Source organism: Streptacidiphilus sp. PAMC 29251, from assembly GCF_054208735.2.
Genome location: NZ_CM135725.2, coordinates 4,563,356 through 4,579,266, shown reverse-complemented (window position 1 = coordinate 4,579,266; position 15,911 = coordinate 4,563,356). Strand labels below are relative to the sequence as shown.

At 71.4% G+C, this 15,911-nt stretch carries 15 protein-coding genes; 13 read left to right on the top strand and 2 right to left on the bottom strand.

Annotated elements, in window-relative coordinates; translation table 11 throughout:
- The first annotated feature begins 79 nt into the window (after nt 1-79).
- The 9 genes from ACXKR8_RS21405 to ACXKR8_RS21365 all read left to right on the top strand — a co-directional run bounded on the left by ACXKR8_RS21405 (nt 80) and on the right by ACXKR8_RS21365 (nt 8,510).
- A complete protein-coding gene (locus tag ACXKR8_RS21405) occupies nt 80-1,537 on the top strand; it encodes a menaquinone biosynthesis decarboxylase (protein ID WP_458274487.1) in 1,458 nt (485 codons plus the stop codon).
- Nucleotides 1,534-2,439: a menaquinone biosynthesis prenyltransferase MqnP gene (mqnP, locus tag ACXKR8_RS21400; protein WP_458274486.1), complete on the top strand. Its 906-nt coding sequence runs from the start codon at nt 1,534-1,536 to the stop codon at nt 2,437-2,439. Before ACXKR8_RS21405 ends, mqnP begins: the two co-directional genes overlap by 4 nt.
- A gap of 558 nt (nt 2,440-2,997) precedes the next feature.
- Nucleotides 2,998-3,654: a UbiX family flavin prenyltransferase gene (locus tag ACXKR8_RS21395; protein WP_458274485.1), complete on the top strand. Its 657-nt coding sequence runs from the start codon at nt 2,998-3,000 to the stop codon at nt 3,652-3,654.
- Between the two features lie 117 nt (nt 3,655-3,771).
- On the top strand, nt 3,772-4,248 hold the full coding sequence (locus ACXKR8_RS21390; RefSeq protein WP_458275049.1) for an Lrp/AsnC family transcriptional regulator: 477 nt from the start codon (nt 3,772-3,774) through the stop codon (nt 4,246-4,248).
- Nucleotides 4,249-4,255: 7 nt separating this feature from the next.
- Nucleotides 4,256-5,227 (top strand): threonine ammonia-lyase, encoded by a 972-nt coding sequence (locus tag ACXKR8_RS21385; RefSeq protein ID WP_458274484.1) that lies wholly within the window; start codon nt 4,256-4,258, stop codon nt 5,225-5,227.
- Nucleotides 5,228-5,272: 45 nt separating this feature from the next.
- Nucleotides 5,273-6,436: an aminofutalosine synthase MqnE gene (mqnE, locus tag ACXKR8_RS21380; protein ID WP_458274483.1), complete on the top strand. Its 1,164-nt coding sequence runs from the start codon at nt 5,273-5,275 to the stop codon at nt 6,434-6,436.
- Between the two features lie 32 nt (nt 6,437-6,468).
- Complete coding sequence (locus tag ACXKR8_RS21375; RefSeq protein ID WP_458274482.1) at nt 6,469-7,002, top strand: GNAT family N-acetyltransferase; 534 nt, start codon at nt 6,469-6,471, stop codon at nt 7,000-7,002.
- Between the two features lie 108 nt (nt 7,003-7,110).
- Nucleotides 7,111-7,455, top strand: coding sequence for a DUF4229 domain-containing protein (locus ACXKR8_RS21370; protein ID WP_458274481.1), 345 nt, complete (start codon nt 7,111-7,113; stop codon nt 7,453-7,455).
- 5 nt (nt 7,456-7,460) lie between these two features.
- On the top strand, nt 7,461-8,510 hold the full coding sequence (locus tag ACXKR8_RS21365) for a LacI family DNA-binding transcriptional regulator (RefSeq protein WP_458274480.1): 1,050 nt from the start codon (nt 7,461-7,463) through the stop codon (nt 8,508-8,510).
- 133 nt (nt 8,511-8,643) lie between these two features.
- Here ACXKR8_RS21365 and serC read toward each other — a convergent pair whose 3' ends face one another.
- Together serC and ACXKR8_RS21355 are read right to left on the bottom strand one after the other, a co-directional pair.
- Nucleotides 8,644-9,762, bottom strand: a complete 1,119-nt coding sequence (serC, locus tag ACXKR8_RS21360) for a phosphoserine transaminase (protein ID WP_458274479.1) — start codon at nt 9,760-9,762, stop codon at nt 8,644-8,646.
- A gap of 152 nt (nt 9,763-9,914) precedes the next feature.
- Nucleotides 9,915-11,015, bottom strand: coding sequence for a citrate synthase 2 (locus tag ACXKR8_RS21355; protein WP_458274478.1), 1,101 nt, complete (start codon nt 11,013-11,015; stop codon nt 9,915-9,917).
- Nucleotides 11,016-11,298: 283 nt separating this feature from the next.
- Between ACXKR8_RS21355 and pdxH the strand changes: the two genes are divergently transcribed.
- The 4 genes from pdxH to ACXKR8_RS21335 all read left to right on the top strand — a co-directional run bounded on the left by pdxH (nt 11,299) and on the right by ACXKR8_RS21335 (nt 15,885).
- Nucleotides 11,299-12,000: a pyridoxamine 5'-phosphate oxidase gene (pdxH, locus tag ACXKR8_RS21350; RefSeq protein WP_458275048.1), complete on the top strand. Its 702-nt coding sequence runs from the start codon at nt 11,299-11,301 to the stop codon at nt 11,998-12,000.
- 166 nt (nt 12,001-12,166) lie between these two features.
- The gene (locus ACXKR8_RS21345) at nt 12,167-12,349 is read left to right on the top strand and encodes a hypothetical protein (protein WP_458274477.1); all 183 of its coding nucleotides are present in this window, start codon (nt 12,167-12,169) and stop codon (nt 12,347-12,349) included.
- A 21-nt stretch (nt 12,350-12,370) separates the two neighbouring features.
- Entirely contained in the window at nt 12,371-14,695 is a 2,325-nt protein-coding gene (locus ACXKR8_RS21340; protein ID WP_458274476.1) for an FxsB family cyclophane-forming radical SAM/SPASM peptide maturase, read from the top strand.
- A gap of 35 nt (nt 14,696-14,730) precedes the next feature.
- Complete coding sequence (locus ACXKR8_RS21335; RefSeq protein ID WP_458274475.1) at nt 14,731-15,885, top strand: TIR-like protein FxsC; 1,155 nt, start codon at nt 14,731-14,733, stop codon at nt 15,883-15,885.
- Nucleotides 15,886-15,911 lie beyond the last annotated feature (26 nt).

The window sequence follows — 15,911 nt, the reverse complement described above, 5'->3', positions numbered from 1 at the left end:
ACGTGGCCGCGAGGTTGCCGGGGGTGGTCACGGCGGTGTGCGTCGAAGGCAGCCTAACCGGTGGCGGATACTGGCAGGCATGGCATACGACGATCTTCGGTCCTTCCTCCGGGCGCTGGAGCGCGAGGGCGACCTCAAGCGGATCAAGGCGGAGGTGGACCCGTACCTCGAAGTCGGGGAGATCGTCGACCGGGTGCAGAAGGCCAAGGGCCCGGCGCTGCTGTTCGAGAACGTCAAGGGCGCGTCGATGCCGCTGGCGATGAACGTCTTCGGCACCGAGCGGCGGCTGGCCAAGGCGCTGGGCCTGAAGGGCCCGCAGGACATCGCCGACAAGATCGCCGGGCTGCTGAAGCCCGAGCTGCCGCACGGCTTCACCGGCGTCCGGGACGCCTTCGGCAAGCTGGCCGGGATGGCGCACGTGCCGCCGAAGAAGGTGAAGTCCGGGGACGCCCCGGTGCAGGAGGTCGTGCTGACAGGCGATCAGGTGGACCTGGAGCAGCTGCCGGCGCTGTTCACCTGGCCGCAGGACGGCGGCTCCTTCTTCAACCTGGGGCTGACCCACACCAAGGACCCGGACAGCGGCATCCGCAACCTCGGCCTCTACCGCTTGCAGCGGCACGACAAGCGCACCATCGGGATGCACTGGCAGATCCACAAGGACAGCCGCAACCACTACGCCGTCGCCGAGCGGCGCGGCGAGCGGCTGCCGGTCGCGATCGCCTTCGGCTGCCCGCCGGCCGTGACCTACGCCGCGACCGCGCCGCTGCCGGGGGACATCGACGAGTACCTGTTCGCCGGCTTCGTGGCCGGGGAGCGGGTGCGGATGGTGGACTGCAGGACCGTGCCGCTGCAGGTGCCGGCCGACGCCGAGGTGGTGCTGGAGGGCTGGCTGGAGCCGGGGAAGATGCTGCCCGAGGGCCCGTTCGGCGACCACACCGGCTTCTACACCCCGCAGGAGCCGTTCCCGGCGCTCACCATCGACTGCGTGACCATGCGGAAGCGTCCGCTGCTGCAGTCCATCGTGGTCGGCCGGCCGCCGACCGAGGACGGGCCGCTGGGCAAGTTCACCGAGCGGTTCTTCCTGCCGCTGCTGAAGATCATCGTGCCGGACATCGTCGACTACGACCTGCCCGAGGCCGGCGGCTTCCACAACTGCGTGATCGTCTCGATCGACAAGAAGTACCCCAAGCACGCGCAGAAGGTGATGCACGCGATCTGGGGCGCGCACATGATGTCGCTGACCAAGCTGATCGTGGTGGTGGACAAGGACTGCGACGTCCACGACTACCAGGAGGTCGCCTGGCGGGCGCTCGGCAACGTCGACTACAGCCGGGACCTGAGCGTGGTCGAAGGACCGGTGGACCATCTGGACCACGCCTCCTACCAGCAGTTCTGGGGGGGCAAGGCCGGGATCGACGCGACCCGTAAGCTGCCCGAGGAGGGGTACACAAGGGACGGGGGTTGGCCGGAGATGGTCGAGTCCGACCCGCAGACGGCCGCGACGGTCACCCGTCGCTGGAAGGAGTACGGCCTGTGAGCGCGACCACGGCGGCAGTCGTCCCGGTACCGGGGAAAACCAAGGCGTTCCTGCGGCTGGTGATGATCGAGCACTCGGTCTTCGCGCTGCCGTTCGCCTACATCGCCGCGCTGACCGCGATGTTCCTGGACAACCAGAGCATCCACTGGCTGCAGCTGCTGCTGGTCACCCTGGCCATGGTCGGGCTGCGGACCTTCGCCATGGCCGCGAACCGGATCATCGACCGGGAGATCGACGCCCGCAACCCGCGTACCGCGGAGCGCCCGCTGGTCACCGGCGCGGTGTCGATGCGCACCGCGTACACCGGCTCGGCCGTGGCGCTCTGCGTCTTCCTGGGCGCGGCGGCGCTGCTCAACCCGCTCTGCCTGGCGCTGGCGCCGGTCGCGGTGATTCCGATGGTGGTCTACCCCTACGGCAAGCGGTTCACCGACTTCCCGCAGGCGATCCTCGGTCTTGCGCAGGCGATGGGCCCGATCGGGGCCTGGCTGGCCGTCACCGGCACCTGGTCCTGGGACGCGGTGGTGCTCGGCCTCGCGGTGGGCGTCTGGATCGGCGGCTTCGACCTGATCTACGCCTGCCAGGACGTCGCCGCCGACCGGGTGGACGGGGTCCGCTCGGTACCAGCCCGCTTCGGCGTGGACGCCGCGATCTGGGGCGCGCGCGGCGCGCACCTGATCACCGTGCTGCTGCTCGGCTGGTACGCGGTGCGGACCGACGCGGGGTGGGCGTTCTGGCTGGGCCTGATCGTGGTCTGCTGCGCCTTCCTCTACGAGCACTCCATCGTCAAGCCGGGTGACCTGTCCCGGCTGAACCGGGCGTTCTTCCAGGTCAACGGCTTCGTCGGGATCTCCCTCTTCGCCTTCGCCCTGCTCGACCTGCTGCTGCGCGGCCTCGGCGGCTGAGGGCCGGTCGGGCTGAACGGGCCGGGGTAGTAGCCGGACAGATCGGTGCTCGCGGGATGCAGCAGGCCGAGCGCCAGGGTCAGCAGACTGCCCCCGGTCCAGACATAGACCGTCCAGTGGCTGAACACCGTGCTCGGGGACAGCGGGGTGTGCTCGCTGAGCGTCCAGCGGATCTTCCGGGCGAGCAGCACGTAGCCGATGAGGTAGGCCCAAGCGGTCACCGACTGCAGGGTGAGCAGGTTTCCGTCCGTTCCCGACAGCGAGTCCATGGTCGTGCTGCCGTCCGCCGTCGGCGGTCGGTTCACCAGGCCGACCAGCGTGGAGGTCTCGTGGACCACGAAGACGAGCCGGCCCACGCAGACGAGCAGGTAGGCGATCACCAGTCCCAGCACGACCCGGAGCAGCGTCTCCCACCCGGTCGGTGGCGCTTGGTCTGCGCTGCCTGCGCCGGACCTGGAATTTAGGGGACGCGACCCACCGTCGCAAGGGTGTTTGATCACCCGAGGCGCGAGCCGTCCTGCGGCGTCGCGGAGTGGGGGCGCCGGTAGGCTCGGTCGGATGGAGCGAGAACCGTGGGTGGTCGGGGTGTCCGGGGCGTCGGGGACGGCGTATGCGGCGGCGGTGCTGCGCGGACTGCTCGCGGCGGGGGAGGCCGTCGATCTGGTGGTGAGCCGGGCCGCGCGGCTGACGATCCTGGACGAGACCGGGATCCCGTTCCGGGACGGGCACTGGGAAGAGGACCTGGCGGAGTGGCTGGCGCAGCCGCTGGACGCGGGGAAACCGCAGGTCGGTGACCTGGACCGGGTCCGCTACTGGGCGGCGGGCGACCTCGCCGCCGGGCCGTCCAGCGGCTCCTACCCGGCCCGGGGGATGCTGGTGGTGCCGTGCAGTACGGCGAGCGTCGCCGGGATCGCGCTCGGGCTGTCCAAGGACCTGCTGCAGCGGGCCGCGAGCGTCACCCTCAAGGAGCGCCGCCCGCTGGTGGTGTGCGTCCGGGAGACCCCGCTGAGCGGCCAGACGCTGCGTCAGTTGGTGGCGCTGGACGACGCCGGGGCGGTGGTGCTGCCGGCCGCCCCCGGGTTCTACGCGGGGACGCGCAGCGCGCAGCAGCTGGTGGATTTTGTGGCCGGCCGGGTGCTGGACGCGGCCAGGGTGCCGCACGATCTCTACCGCCGGTGGAAAGGCGAGCTGGGCGGGGGGAACCGCCCGGAGTGAGGTAGCTCACCCGGGCGGGGTATTGTCGTTGGGATGTCAGGGTCGACAGGTCGGGGGTCTTCGATTCCGGATAATGTCGGCTCGTTGCCCAACGATCGGAAGGCGCGGGTTTCCAGCATGGACGCGGTGGACAGACAGCTCATCCAAGCTCTTCGCGAGAACGGCCGCGCCTCCTACGCCGAGCTGGGGCGGCTGGTGGGCCTGTCCGGACCGAGCGTCACGGACCGCATCAACCGGCTGGAGCAGGCCGGGATCATCACCGGCTACCGGGCCACGGTCAACCCGGCCTCGCTGGGCCTGGGCGTCACCGCACTGATCGGGCTCCAGCTCTCGGACGCCGCCGACCACGACGACGTGGCGCACCGGCTGCGGGATCTCAGCGAGGTCGAGGACTGCTGGTTCATCGCCGGTGACGACTCCTACATGCTGAAGGTCCGGATGCCCGACGTGGACGGCCTGGAGTCGATCGTGAAGCGGCTGTCCGGCACCAAGGGCGTGGCCAGGACCAGGACCACGGTGGTGCTGTCCACCAAGTGGGAGAACCGGGCCACCGAGCTGCCCGACACCGACGCCCTCAGCGACCGGAAGGCGTGACCCGCGAATGGCGCTGGTGACCCTGGACGACCTGCGCGCGGCGCAGAAGCGCATCGCCGGCGTGGCGGTGCGGACCCCGCTGCTCCCCTGCCCCTGGGCCGCCACCGAGGCGCACTCGCTGCACCTGAAGCCGGAGAGCCTGCAGCCGACCGGGGCGTTCAAGATCCGCGGCGCCTACAACCGGCTCTCGGTGCTGACCGCGGAGGAGCGGGCCCGCGGTGTGGTCGCCCAGTCCAGCGGCAACCACGCCCAGGCGGTGGCGTACGCGGCGCGGGAGATGGGGATCAAGGCGGTCATTGTGATGCCGGACACCTCGCCCGCGGTGAAGGTGGAGAACACCCGCTCCTTCGGCGCCGAGGTGGTGCTGGTCCGGATGCACGAGCGCGACACCACCCCGGCCGAGCTGGCCGCCGAGCACGGCTACGTCTGGGTGCCGCCGTACGACGACCCGTGGATCATCGCCGGGCAGGGCACGGTCGGCCTGGAGATCGCCGAGGACGCCACCGCGCTGGACCTCGACCTGCGCACGGTGCTGGTCCCGGTCAGCGGCGGCGGGCTGATCAGCGGCACGGCGGCGGCGCTGAAGCTGACCATGCCGGGGGTCCGGGTCATCGGCGTGGAGCCGGAGCTGGCCGGGGACGCGGCGGAGAGCTTCCGCAGCGGCGAACGGAAGGTCTGGCCGTTCGAGCAGACCCACCGGACCATCGCGGACGGCCTGCGCACCAACTCGCTCGGGGTGCTGCCCTGGGAGCACGTCCAGGCCTATGTGGACGACATCATCACCGTCACCGAGGACGAGATCCGGTCCACGGTGGCGGTGCTGGCCCGACGCGGACGGCTGGTCGCCGAACCGTCAGGTGCGGTGACCACGGCGGCGTACCTGCACCACGCGGAGCAGCTGCCGCCGGGGCGGAGCATCGCCGCGGTGGTCAGCGGGGGGAATGTGGAGCCGTCAATGCTGGCTGAACTGCTGGCGTAGGCTCATCGGGGTTTACTGGTTAGCGCGGAAAGGGCTGAGGGCCGGATGGACGCAGGACTGAAGCGGGAGCTCGAGGCGAAGGTCTATGCCGGGGAGCGGCTGTCCCGCGAGGACGGCATCGCCCTCTACGAGACCGACGACCTGGCCTGGCTGGGCGGTCTGGCCCACTACGTGCGGACGCAGAAGAACGGCGACGTCGTCCACTTCAACGTCAACCGCCACCTCAATATGACCAATGTCTGCGCCGCCTCCTGCGCCTACTGCTCGTTCCAGCGCAAGCCGGGCGAGAAGGACGCGTACACCATGCGCATCGAGGAGGCCGTGCGGCTGGCCAAGGCGATGGAGAACGACCAGCTCACCGAGCTGCACATCGTCAACGGGCTGCACCCGACCCTGCCCTGGCGCTACTACCCGCGCAGCCTGCGGGAGTTGAAGAAGGCGCTGCCCAACGTCGGGCTGAAGGCCTTCACCGCCACCGAGATCCACTGGTTCGAGAAGATCTCCGGGCTCTCCGCCAGCGAGATCCTGGACGAGCTGATCGACGCCGGCCTGGAGTCGCTGACCGGCGGCGGCGCGGAGATCTTCGACTGGGAGGTCCGGCAGCACATCGTCGACCACGACACCCACTGGGAGGACTGGTCGCGGATCCACCGCCTCGCCCACGCCAAGGGCCTGAAGACCCCGGCGACCATGCTCTACGGCCACATCGAGGAGCCCCGGCACCGGGTCGACCACGTGCTGCGGCTGCGTGAGCTGCAGGACGAGACCGGCGGCTTCCAGGTCTTCATCCCGCTGCGCTACCAGCACGACTTCCACGACTCCAAGGACGGCATCGTCCGCAACAAGCTGCAGGCCAAGACCACCATGGCCACCGGCGCGGACATGATCAAGACCTTCGCGGTGTCCCGGCTGCTGTTCGACAACGTCCCGCACGTCAAGGTGTTCTGGGTGATGCACGGCCTGGACGGCGCGCAGCTGATGCTCAACCACGGCGCCGACGACATGGACGGCTCGGTGGTCGAGTACAAGATCACCCATGACGCGGACGGCTTCGGCACGCCCAACAAGCTGAGCCGGGAGAACCTGCTCGACCTGATCCGCGACGCGGGCTTCCGCCCGGTCGAGCGCAACACCCGCTACGAGATCATCCGCGAGTACGACGGCCCGGTGGCCGACCGCCGCGAGACCCCGCAGCTGATGCGCTTCTAGGAAGCCCCACCGGAACTCCCCGGACAAGGAACATGGCACTTCTCTTCACGCTGGACCCGGAGCTCACCCCTGCCCTCCGGGCCGAGCTGATCGAGCTCTGGACCGATGTCAGCAACGCCGGCGGGGCCGTGGGCTTCGTCCCGCCGGTCACCGTCGAGCGGGTCCTGCCGACCGCCGACAAACAGTTCGCCGGGGTGGCGGCCGGCCACGACCGGCTGCTGATCGGCCGGGACGACCGCACCGGGGAACTCGCCGCCTGCCTCTTCTTCGAGGACACCCGGTTCGAGCTGACGGCGCACTGGCGGCTGCTCAAGCGGGTCATGGTGCACCCCCGGCACCAGGGGGCGGGCTACGGCGGCCTACTGCTGGCCGAGGCCGAGCGGATCGCCCGCGGCTGGGGGCTGGCCGGGCTGCGGCTGACCCTGCGCGGGGGCCGCGGCCTGGAGTCCTTCTACGGCCGCAGCGGCTACAAGGAGGTCGGCCGGATCCCCGGGGCCATCCGGGTGGCCCCGGACGAGGAGTACGACGACGTACTGATGTGGCTGGAGCTGCGCGGACAGCGCTGACCCCGGCCGCCACCCGGCCGCAGCCAGCCCCCTCCTGAAGATCGGCCCGTCCCCCGTGCTGTACTGGACGGGTCGTCCACAACCGCTCGGAAAAGAGAGCCCAGCGCCGTGAGCAGCAAGTCACATGCCACCCTCCGCTACACCTCCATGCGGTTCAGCATCTTCGGGGCCTGCTTCTTCGTCTCGCTGATGCTGGCCCACTTCAAGATCTTCCCGGTGATGGCCGGCGGATCCGGCGTCCTGCTGCTGCTGATGATCTCCCTGCTGGTGTCCGGGTTGCTCAGCTATGTGCTGCTGAGCAAGCAGCGGGACCAGGTGTCGGAGCAGATCACCACCGGCCTGGACCAGCGCCGGGCCAGGGGCGGCGGCAGCATGAAGGACCGCATCGCCGCCCAGAACGCCGCCGAGGACGCCCTCGACGACGCGGTGCGCGCGGAGCAGGGCACGGCCTGAAACCGGTGACCGGGGCCCGCCCCACCGGGCGTGATGTGGCGCAGGCCGCGGGGGTCTCCCAGGCCACGGTCTCGCTGGTGTTCTCGGACAGCGAGCTGACCCGGGCCCGGGTCTCCGGGCCCACCCGGGAGCGGGTCAGGGCGGTGGCCCGGCAGCTCGGCTACCAGCCGCAGGCGGCCGGACGACAGCTCCGGCTCGGCCGTACCGGCCTGCTGCACCTGGCCGTGCCGAACATCCTCGGCCCCTTCTTCGCCCGGGTGCTGGACGGGGCGCAGAGCGCCGCGGCCGCGCTGGGCCTGACCGTGGTGGCCAGCTCGGGCTGGGACGGCGACACCCTGGCCCGGGTGCACGGCACCGGCCAGTTCGACGGCCTGCTGCTCTGCTCCCCGGACGACAGCCAGCTCGGCGAGCTGCCCGAGGCCGTCCCGGTGGTCTTCCTGGACGCCGAGCCGGGCCCGGCCGACTCCCCGCTGCGGCCGCTGCGCCGGACCCTGGAGCTGGACGTGGCCGGGGGCATGGCCGCCGCGGTGGGGCATCTGCGCGAGCTGGGGCACGTCCGGATCGGCCATCTGCGGTCGACCGACTCCGCGCACACCTTCCGCTCCCGGCAGGCCGGGTTCGAGCGGGCCGCGCGGGGGCTGGCGGTGGTGGAGGTCGGCGTGTCGGTCAACGGCGGCCTGGAGGCCGGCCGGACCGCCGGACGGGAGCTGCTGGCCCGGGCCGACCGTCCCGGCGCGGTGGTCTGCGACGACGACGTGGTCGCGGCCGGGCTCTACCACGCGGCGGCCGAGCTGGGCCTGCGGATCCCGGAGGACCTGTCCGTGGTCGGCATCGACAACATCCTCGCCGCGGCACTGCTGGCGCCCGCGCTGACCACGGTGGACCTGCCCGGCGAGCGGCTCGGCGGGGCCGGGGTGGACCTGCTGGCGGCGCTGATCGGCGGCTCCGCCCCGCCGTCGCCCGAACCGCTGCCGACCACCCTGGTGGTGAGGGGCTCCACGCGGGCGGCCGACCCGGCGGAGGTACGCTCGGACCGTGGACCCCAAGACTCGTAGCAGGATCGTGAGCAGTGCCCTGGTGCTGCTGTTGCTGGCCGTCGTGATCGGCGCGCTGGTGCGCTGAGCCCTCGTACTGAAATGACTGAGGGGCCGTCCGGCGGTGCCGGACGGCCCCTCAGTCAGGTTCTGATCAGAGCTGGTCGATCACATAGTCGATGCACACCGTCAGCGCCTCGACGTCGGCCGGGTCGACGGACGGGAACATCGCCACCCGCAGCTGGTTGCGGCCCAGCTTGCGGTAGGGCTCGGTGTCCACGATGCCGTTGGCGCGCAGGGCCTTGGAGATGGCCGCCGCGTCGATCGAGTCGTCGAAGTCGATGGTGCCGATGACCTGCGAGCGCTCGGCCGGGTCGGCGACGAACGGGCTCGCGTAGGAGGCCTTCTCGGCCCAGCCGTACAGCCGCGAGGAGGAGTCGGCGGTACGGGCCACCGACCAGTCCAGGCCGCCGTTGCCGTTCAGCCAGTCCAGCTGCTCGCCGAGCAGGAACAGGGTGGCCAGCGACGGGGTGTTGTACGTCTGGTCCTTCGACGAGTTGTCGATGGCCGTCGGAAGGTCGAAGAACGGGGGGATGTAGCGTCCCGAGGCGGCGATCTCGGCGGCCCGGGCCAGCGCGGCCGGGGAGAACACCGCGATCCACAGCCCGCCGTCGGAGGCGAAGGACTTCTGCGGGGCGAAGTAGTAGACGTCGGTCTCGGTGATGTCGACCGGGAGGCCGCCCGCGCCGGAGGTCGCGTCCACCAGCACCAGCGCGCCCTCGTCGGCGCCGGCCACCCGCGCGATCGGCGCGGAGACGCCGGTGGAGGTCTCGTTGTGGGTCAGCGCGTAGACGTCCACGCCGGCCTCGGCCACCGGCACCGGGTGCGTACCCGGGTCGGACTTGATCACGGACGGGTCGGCGAGCCAGGGCGCGGCCTTGGTGGAGGCGGCGAACTTGGAGGAGAACTCGCCGAAGTTGAGGTGCTGGGACTTCTCCCGCACCAGGCCGAACGCGGCGATGTCCCAGAAGGCGGTGGAGCCGCCGTTGCCGAGCACCACCTCGTAGCCCTCGGGGAGCGAGAAGAGGCTGCTGACGCCCTCGCGCACGCGCCGGACCAGGTTCTTCACCGGGGCCTGGCGGTGGGAGGTGCCGAGCAGCGAGCTACCGGTCGCGGCGAGGGCGCTGAGCGCCTCGGGGCGAACCTTGGAGGGACCTGCGCCGAAACGGCCGTCTACGGGCCTGATGTCAGCGGGGATCTGGATCTCAGCCACGGGGGCAGCCTAGCGGCTGCCGTCAGCACCGCAGAGGGAGGTCCGCCGTTTGAGACACCAGGGGTTCAGGGGCGGCCCACCGGTGGGCGCGGGTTGCTGTTTGCGCAGTTCCCCGCGCCCCTGGGTGGTGCTACTGGCCGTTTGCGTGAAAGTTACCGCGCGATGTCGTCGAAGCCTTCGACCTCGTGCGGGCTGCGGCTGCTCGGGCCGAGGTAGCGGGCGGCCGGGCGGACCAGGCGGCCGGTGCGCTTCTGCTCCAGGATGTGCGCGCTCCACCCCGCGGTGCGGGCGCAGGTGAACATCGAGGTGAACATGTGCGCGGGGACCTCGGCGAAGTCCAGCACGATCGCGGCCCAGAACTCCACGTTGGTGGCCAGGACCCGGTCGGGACGGCGGGCGTGCAGCTCCTCCAGCGCGGCCTTCTCCAGCGCCTCGGCGACCTCGTAGCGCGGCGCGCCCAGCTCCATCGCGGTGCGGCGCAGCACGCGGGCGCGGGGGTCCTCGGCGCGGTAGACGCGGTGGCCGAAGCCCATCAGCCGCTCGCCCTTGTCCAGCGCGTTCTTGACGTACGCGGAGGCGTCGCCGGTGCGCTCGATCTCCTCGATCATGCCGAGCACCCGGGAGGGGGCGCCGCCGTGCAGCGGTCCGGACATGGCGCCGACCGCGCCGGACAGGGCCGCGGCGACGTCGGCGCCGGTGGAGGCGATGACCCGGGCGGTGAAGGTGGAGGCGTTCATGCCGTGCTCGGCGGCCGACGTCCAGTAGGCGTCGATGGCCTTGACGTGCTTGGGGTCGGGCTCGCCGCGCCAGCGGATCATAAAGCGCTCGACGATGGTCTCGGCCTTGTCGATCTCGCTCTGCGGGACCATCGGCAGGCCCTGGCCGCGGGCGGACTGCGCCACGTAGGAGAGGGCCATCACGGCAGCGCGGGCGAGGTCGTCGCGGGCCTGCTCGGGGCTGATGTCGAGCAGCGGTTTGAGGCCCCAGGCCGGGGCGAGCATGGCCAGCGCGGACTGCACGTCGACCCGGATGTCACCGGAGTGGATCGGCAGCGGGAAGGGCTCGGCGGCCGGCAGGCCGGGGTTGAACTTGCCGTCGACGAGCAGGCCCCAGGTGTTCCCGAAGGACACGTGGCCGACCAGCTCCTCGATGTCGACCCCGCGGTAGCGGAGCGAGCCGCCCTCCTTGTCGGGTTCGGCGATCTCCGTCTCGAACGCTACGACTCCCTCGAGTCCGGGTACGAAATCGGACATCAGGCGGCTCCTCTGGATCTGACGTCGGTGACTGTGGTGTGGCCAAGTCGTCGGTGTCTGGACGTGTCGCGCGGTTGCGCGGTGGTGGCATGCGTGTGGCAGGCAGTTGGCGTGTGGCACGCAGTGTCAGGGTGGCAGGCACTGGGTGCAATGCGCCAGACCACGCGAGGGTGATACCCCGCACGGGGGCGGGATTCATCCGGACACCTTATCTCTTGATATCGAGATGTTGTAGTGATGAAAAGAACGTCCGGACGCCGGGCGGGGGATCAGGTGGGGGATGATGTGGCACGTGCAGCCTCCGGAACCCTCGCTCCCTGTCGCCCCTTCCTCGGCGGTCGCCGCCATGCGCCGCCACTACACCGCGGAGGGCCTCGACCGGTCGGCGCTCGCCGACGAGCCGATGGAGCAGTTCGACCGCTGGTTCGCCGAGGTGGCGAAGTCCGGACTGGACGAGCCCAACGCCATGGTGGTCTCCACCGCCGACGCCGAGGGCCGGCCGAGCGTACGGACCGTCCTGCTGAAGGGGTACGACCGGCGCGGCTTTGTGTTCTACACCAACCACGGCTCCCGGAAGGGCACCGAGCTGGACGCCAATCCACAGGTCGCGCTGCTGTTCCCGTGGCACCCGCTGTCCCGCCAGGTGATCGTCCAGGGCCGGGCCGAGCGGGTCGGCCGCCAGGAGACCGCGGCCTACTTCCGCAGCCGCCCGCACGGCTCGCAGCTGGGCGCCTGGGCCAGCGAGCAGTCCCGGCCGATCGACTCCCGGGAGGAGCTGGAGCAGCGCTACGCGGACCTGGCGGACCGCTACCCGGAGGGCGAGGACGTCCCGGTCCCGCCGTTCTGGGGCGGCTACCGGGTCACCCCGGCCAGCGTGGAGTTCTGGCAGGGCCGCGAGAACCGCCTGCACGACCGACTGCGGTACGAGCGGGAGGACGCGGCGGCGGTGGGCGAGGGCTGGACGGTGCAGCGGCTCTGCCCGTGACGCGGTGGACGGTTCTGGCCGGAAGTCGCGCATTTTTGGGACGTATCCGGTCCATCGGCGACCGGGACCTTGCGACGAGTGCCCGGTCCGGCGACGCTGTTGCAGGAATCGGCACGCGTCCTGATGAGTCCTGTGGGTTCTCCACTCTGCTGAAGGTTGGTACTCGATGAGCGCATCCACCTCTGCTGAATCCGGTACGGCCGATCCGGCGCGGCGGTCGCCCGGGCCGGTGCCCATGCGGCAGCTCCACGAGCGCGTGGTCGCCGACGACTCCCGGCTGCTGGCCCGGGTGCTGCCGGCGGACGGAGAGACCCGCCTGGCGGTCGCGACCTTCAATTCCTCCATCTGAACCGAGGTCCGCGGTAACCCGATGGAATCCGACGCGGCAGTGTTCCGGCAGTTCGTACTGAAGCTGCACAGCCGCTGTGATCTGGCCTGCGACCACTGCTATGTGTACGAGCACGCCGACACCAGTTGGCGCGACAAACCCCGCAAGGTCACGCCGGCGACGCTGCGCGTGGTCGCCGCGCGGATTGCCGAACACGCCTTCGCGCACCGTCTGCCCGTGGTGCGTGTCGTGCTGCACGGGGGCGAGCCGCTGCTGGCCGGGCTGGCGACCATTCGGCTGGCGGCCGAGTCGCTGCGGGAGGAGCTCGGCGGACGCTGTGTGCTCGACCTCAGTATCCAGACCAACGGGGTGGGGCTGGACGAGGCCTTTCTCGACCTCTTCGACACCCATCGGATCAGGGTGGGGATCTCCCTCGACGGCGACCGCGCGGCCAATGACCGGCACCGCCGCTACGCGGACGGGCGCAGCAGCCACGACCGGGTGCTGCGGGCCGTGGCCCTGCTGCGGCAGCCCCGCTACGCCCACCTGTACGCCGGGCTGCTCTGCACCGTCGACGTCCGCAACGATCCGCTCGCCGTCTACGCGGCCCTGCGTGAGCTCGACCCGCCGGCCATCGACTTCCTGCTGCCCCACGCCACCTGGGAGCAGCCGCCGCTGCGCCCGGACGGCCCGGCGAGCACCCCGTACGCCCAGTGGCTGGGGGTCGTGCGGGACCGCTGGGAGGCGGAGGGCCGTGCGGTGCCGGTGCGGATGTTCGACTCGGTGCTGCGCACCCTGGAGGGACGGAGCAGCCTGACCGAGTCGCTCGGGCTGGAACCGTCCGATCTGGTCGTGATCGAGACCGACGGCAGCCTGGAGCAGGCCGACTCGCTGAAGACCGCGTACGACGGGGCCCCGCGGACCGGCCTCGACGTCTTCCAGCACAGCTTCGACGAGGCCGCCGCGCATCCCGGGCTGGCCGACCGCCGGCGCGGAGCGGCGGGGCTGAGCGCGACCTGCCGGTCCTGCCCGGTGCTGCGCTCCTGCGGCGGCGGCCTCTACGCGCACCGGTACCGACTGGACACCGGGTTCGCGAACCCCAGTGTCTACTGCGCCGACCTCAAGGAGTTCATCGGCCGGATGGCGCAGGACCGGGAGACCGCGGCCGACCTGCCCGCCCGCTACCCGGCCGAGCTGGGCGGCAGCCGACTGCGCGAGCTCGCGGCCGGGCCCGGGAGCCCCGGGGCGATCGGGGAGCTGGCCGACGCCGAGCGCTTCATCAACGGCGTCCTGCTCGACAACCTGCGCCGCCGAGCGGGGGAGGACCCCCTGGTCGCCGCGGCCTGGGACCTCGTCCTCCGCCTCAGCGACGAGGCATCGGAGGCGGTGGATCAGGTCCTGGCCCACCCCTATCTGCGGCCCTGGGCCGAACGGGCCCTGCTGAACGGTCGCAAGGAACCCGGGGAACCGGCCCAACTCGCTTCTGTGGCAGCGGCGATGGCGCTGCGGGCCGGAGCGGCGGCGGAGATCCAGGTTCCGGTGCGGGACGGGCTGTTGTGGCTGCCGACCCTGGGCGTGCTGCGGGTGGGAGCCGTGGACCGGGTGGTGGTGGAAGCCGGCGAGTGGCGGGTGACCGCAGGGGGCGAGCAGCTGCGGCTGCACCGGGACGAGCCCGGCTGGCAGCCGGTCCGATCGCTGCGGATGCCGGCCGTCGACGGGCAGGCCGCCTGGCAACTCGCCCTGGCGGACGGTGATCCCGAGCGTGCCTGCTACCGGACGGACGTCACCGGGCGGCTGGACCCGGCGGAACTGTCCAGCTGGGAGCAGGAGCTGGCGGGCGCCTGGGCGATGATCGCCGAGAGCCTGCCCGGGTACGCCTCGGGTCTGCGCGCGGGGCTGTCGGTGCTGACCCCGCTGGTGCGGCCCCCGGCGGAACGCTTCCTCAGCGCCTCGGCCCGTTCGGCGTTCGGCGCGGTGGGCATCGCCAGGCCGGGCTCCCCGGAACAGCTCGCCGAGCTGCTGCTGCACGAGTTCCAGCATGTGAAGCTGGGGGCGGTGCTGGACCTGGGCGACCTCTACGACCGGGGCCACCGGGGGCGCTTCAGCGTCCCCTGGCGCCCGGACCGGCGGCCGGTCGAGGGCGCGCTGCAGGGCGCCTACGCGCACCTCGCCCTCGGCGACTTCTGGCACGCCAGGGCCGGCCTCCTGGACGGCCGCGACCGCGCGCGGGCACAGCGGCGGAGCGAGCGGTTCCGGGACTGGACCGACGCCGTGGCGGGCTCGCTGCTGGAATCCGGGGCACTGTCTCCGGCGGGCGACCTCTTCGCGGCCGGGATGCGCGCTACCGTTGTCGAGAGGGACTTCTGACGCTGCGTCGGACGGGGAAGGGATCGGTAACTGCCGTGCTGGACAGCACAGGCGCCGGGGGAGCCGTCCCATGGTTCTTCCTGAGCTATGCGCACAGGCGCAACTCGCCGTCGGTGGACACCTGGGTGGCCAGGTTCCACGCGGATCTGGTCAGAGCGCTCCTCGACCGCGTCGGCAGCACCGACCCGGAGGCGCACGGGTTCATGGATGTGCCCGGTGGCAGCGAGGCGCTCCGCCGGGAGCGGCGGGTGACCGCACTGTCCCGGTGCAGGGTGCTGGTCGCGCTGTGCTCGCCCGACTACTTCACCGATCTCGAGTGCCACAGTGAATGGACGGCGTTCCACCAGCGCCTGGCGCCCGGCGGCAGCCCGCGCCAGGCCGTGGTGCCGGTGCTGTGGGAGCGGCTGTGGACCGACGACCCGGGGCGGGCCGGCCTGGACCGGCGGGCCCTGGCCCGGCAGTACGGAGCGGACGGCCTGCGCGCGGCACTCACCAGGCCGCGCCTGCGCGAGGAGTACGCGAACGGGGTGGAGCGGGTGGCCGAGGCGGTGCACACGGCCGCCGAGCAGGTGGATCTGGCGGCGGGTGCGGCGGGTGCGCTGGAGTGCGGGCCCAGGCCGTGGCCCGACCATCCGCTGGCGCGCAGCCTGCGGATCAATGTGCTGGCCTACCGCAGCCGTGACGCCCTGCCGCCAGGCTGCGACGCCACCCGCTACGGTGATCTGCCCCAGGACTGGCTCCCCTACGGGGCTGCCGATGCGGCGCCGGTCGCGGAACTCGCCGGCAGGCTGGTGCTGGAACGCAACTGGCATGTCACCAGTGTCGACGACTTCGAGGAGACGGCCGGCAAGGAATCGGAGTCCTACCGCCTCGGAGGTCCGGAACTGCTGCTGCTGGACCGATGGGCGCTGCGGAGCACCCGGTTACGGGATCTACTGCTGACGTACAACCGGAATCGCCGGCATCCGCTGGCGGTGATGGTTCCCTGGAACCCTCGAATACCCGGTGCCCAGGTGTTCGACAGCGAGTTGCAGGAACTGACCCTCACCACCCTGGACCGCGCGTTGGGACGACCCAAACCCGATTTCGCACAGCTGCGCAGGGGGATTCCAGACGCCTCCTCCTTCGCGGACCTGCTGCCCAAGGCACTGGAGCAGGCGAGGCAGGCGTTCTTCGCCCAGCGCCGCTGACACCCCCACCTCAGAACCACGAACCA

Coding starts and splice junctions, on each gene's coding strand:
- ACXKR8_RS21405 (WP_458274487.1), top strand. CDS start 80: ATGGCATACGACGATCTTCGGTCCTTCCTCCGGGCGCTGGAGCGCGAG.
- ACXKR8_RS21395 (WP_458274485.1), top strand. CDS start 2,998: ATGGAGCGAGAACCGTGGGTGGTCGGGGTGTCCGGGGCGTCGGGGACG.
- ACXKR8_RS21390 (WP_458275049.1), top strand. CDS start 3,772: ATGGACGCGGTGGACAGACAGCTCATCCAAGCTCTTCGCGAGAACGGC.
- ACXKR8_RS21385 (WP_458274484.1), top strand. CDS start 4,256: ATGGCGCTGGTGACCCTGGACGACCTGCGCGCGGCGCAGAAGCGCATC.
- mqnE (WP_458274483.1), top strand. CDS start 5,273: ATGGACGCAGGACTGAAGCGGGAGCTCGAGGCGAAGGTCTATGCCGGG.
- ACXKR8_RS21375 (WP_458274482.1), top strand. CDS start 6,469: ATGGCACTTCTCTTCACGCTGGACCCGGAGCTCACCCCTGCCCTCCGG.
- ACXKR8_RS21355 (WP_458274478.1), bottom strand. CDS start 11,015: ATGTCCGATTTCGTACCCGGACTCGAGGGAGTCGTAGCGTTCGAGACG.
- pdxH (WP_458275048.1), top strand. CDS start 11,299: ATGTGGCACGTGCAGCCTCCGGAACCCTCGCTCCCTGTCGCCCCTTCC.
- ACXKR8_RS21345 (WP_458274477.1), top strand. CDS start 12,167: ATGAGCGCATCCACCTCTGCTGAATCCGGTACGGCCGATCCGGCGCGG.
- ACXKR8_RS21340 (WP_458274476.1), top strand. CDS start 12,371: ATGGAATCCGACGCGGCAGTGTTCCGGCAGTTCGTACTGAAGCTGCAC.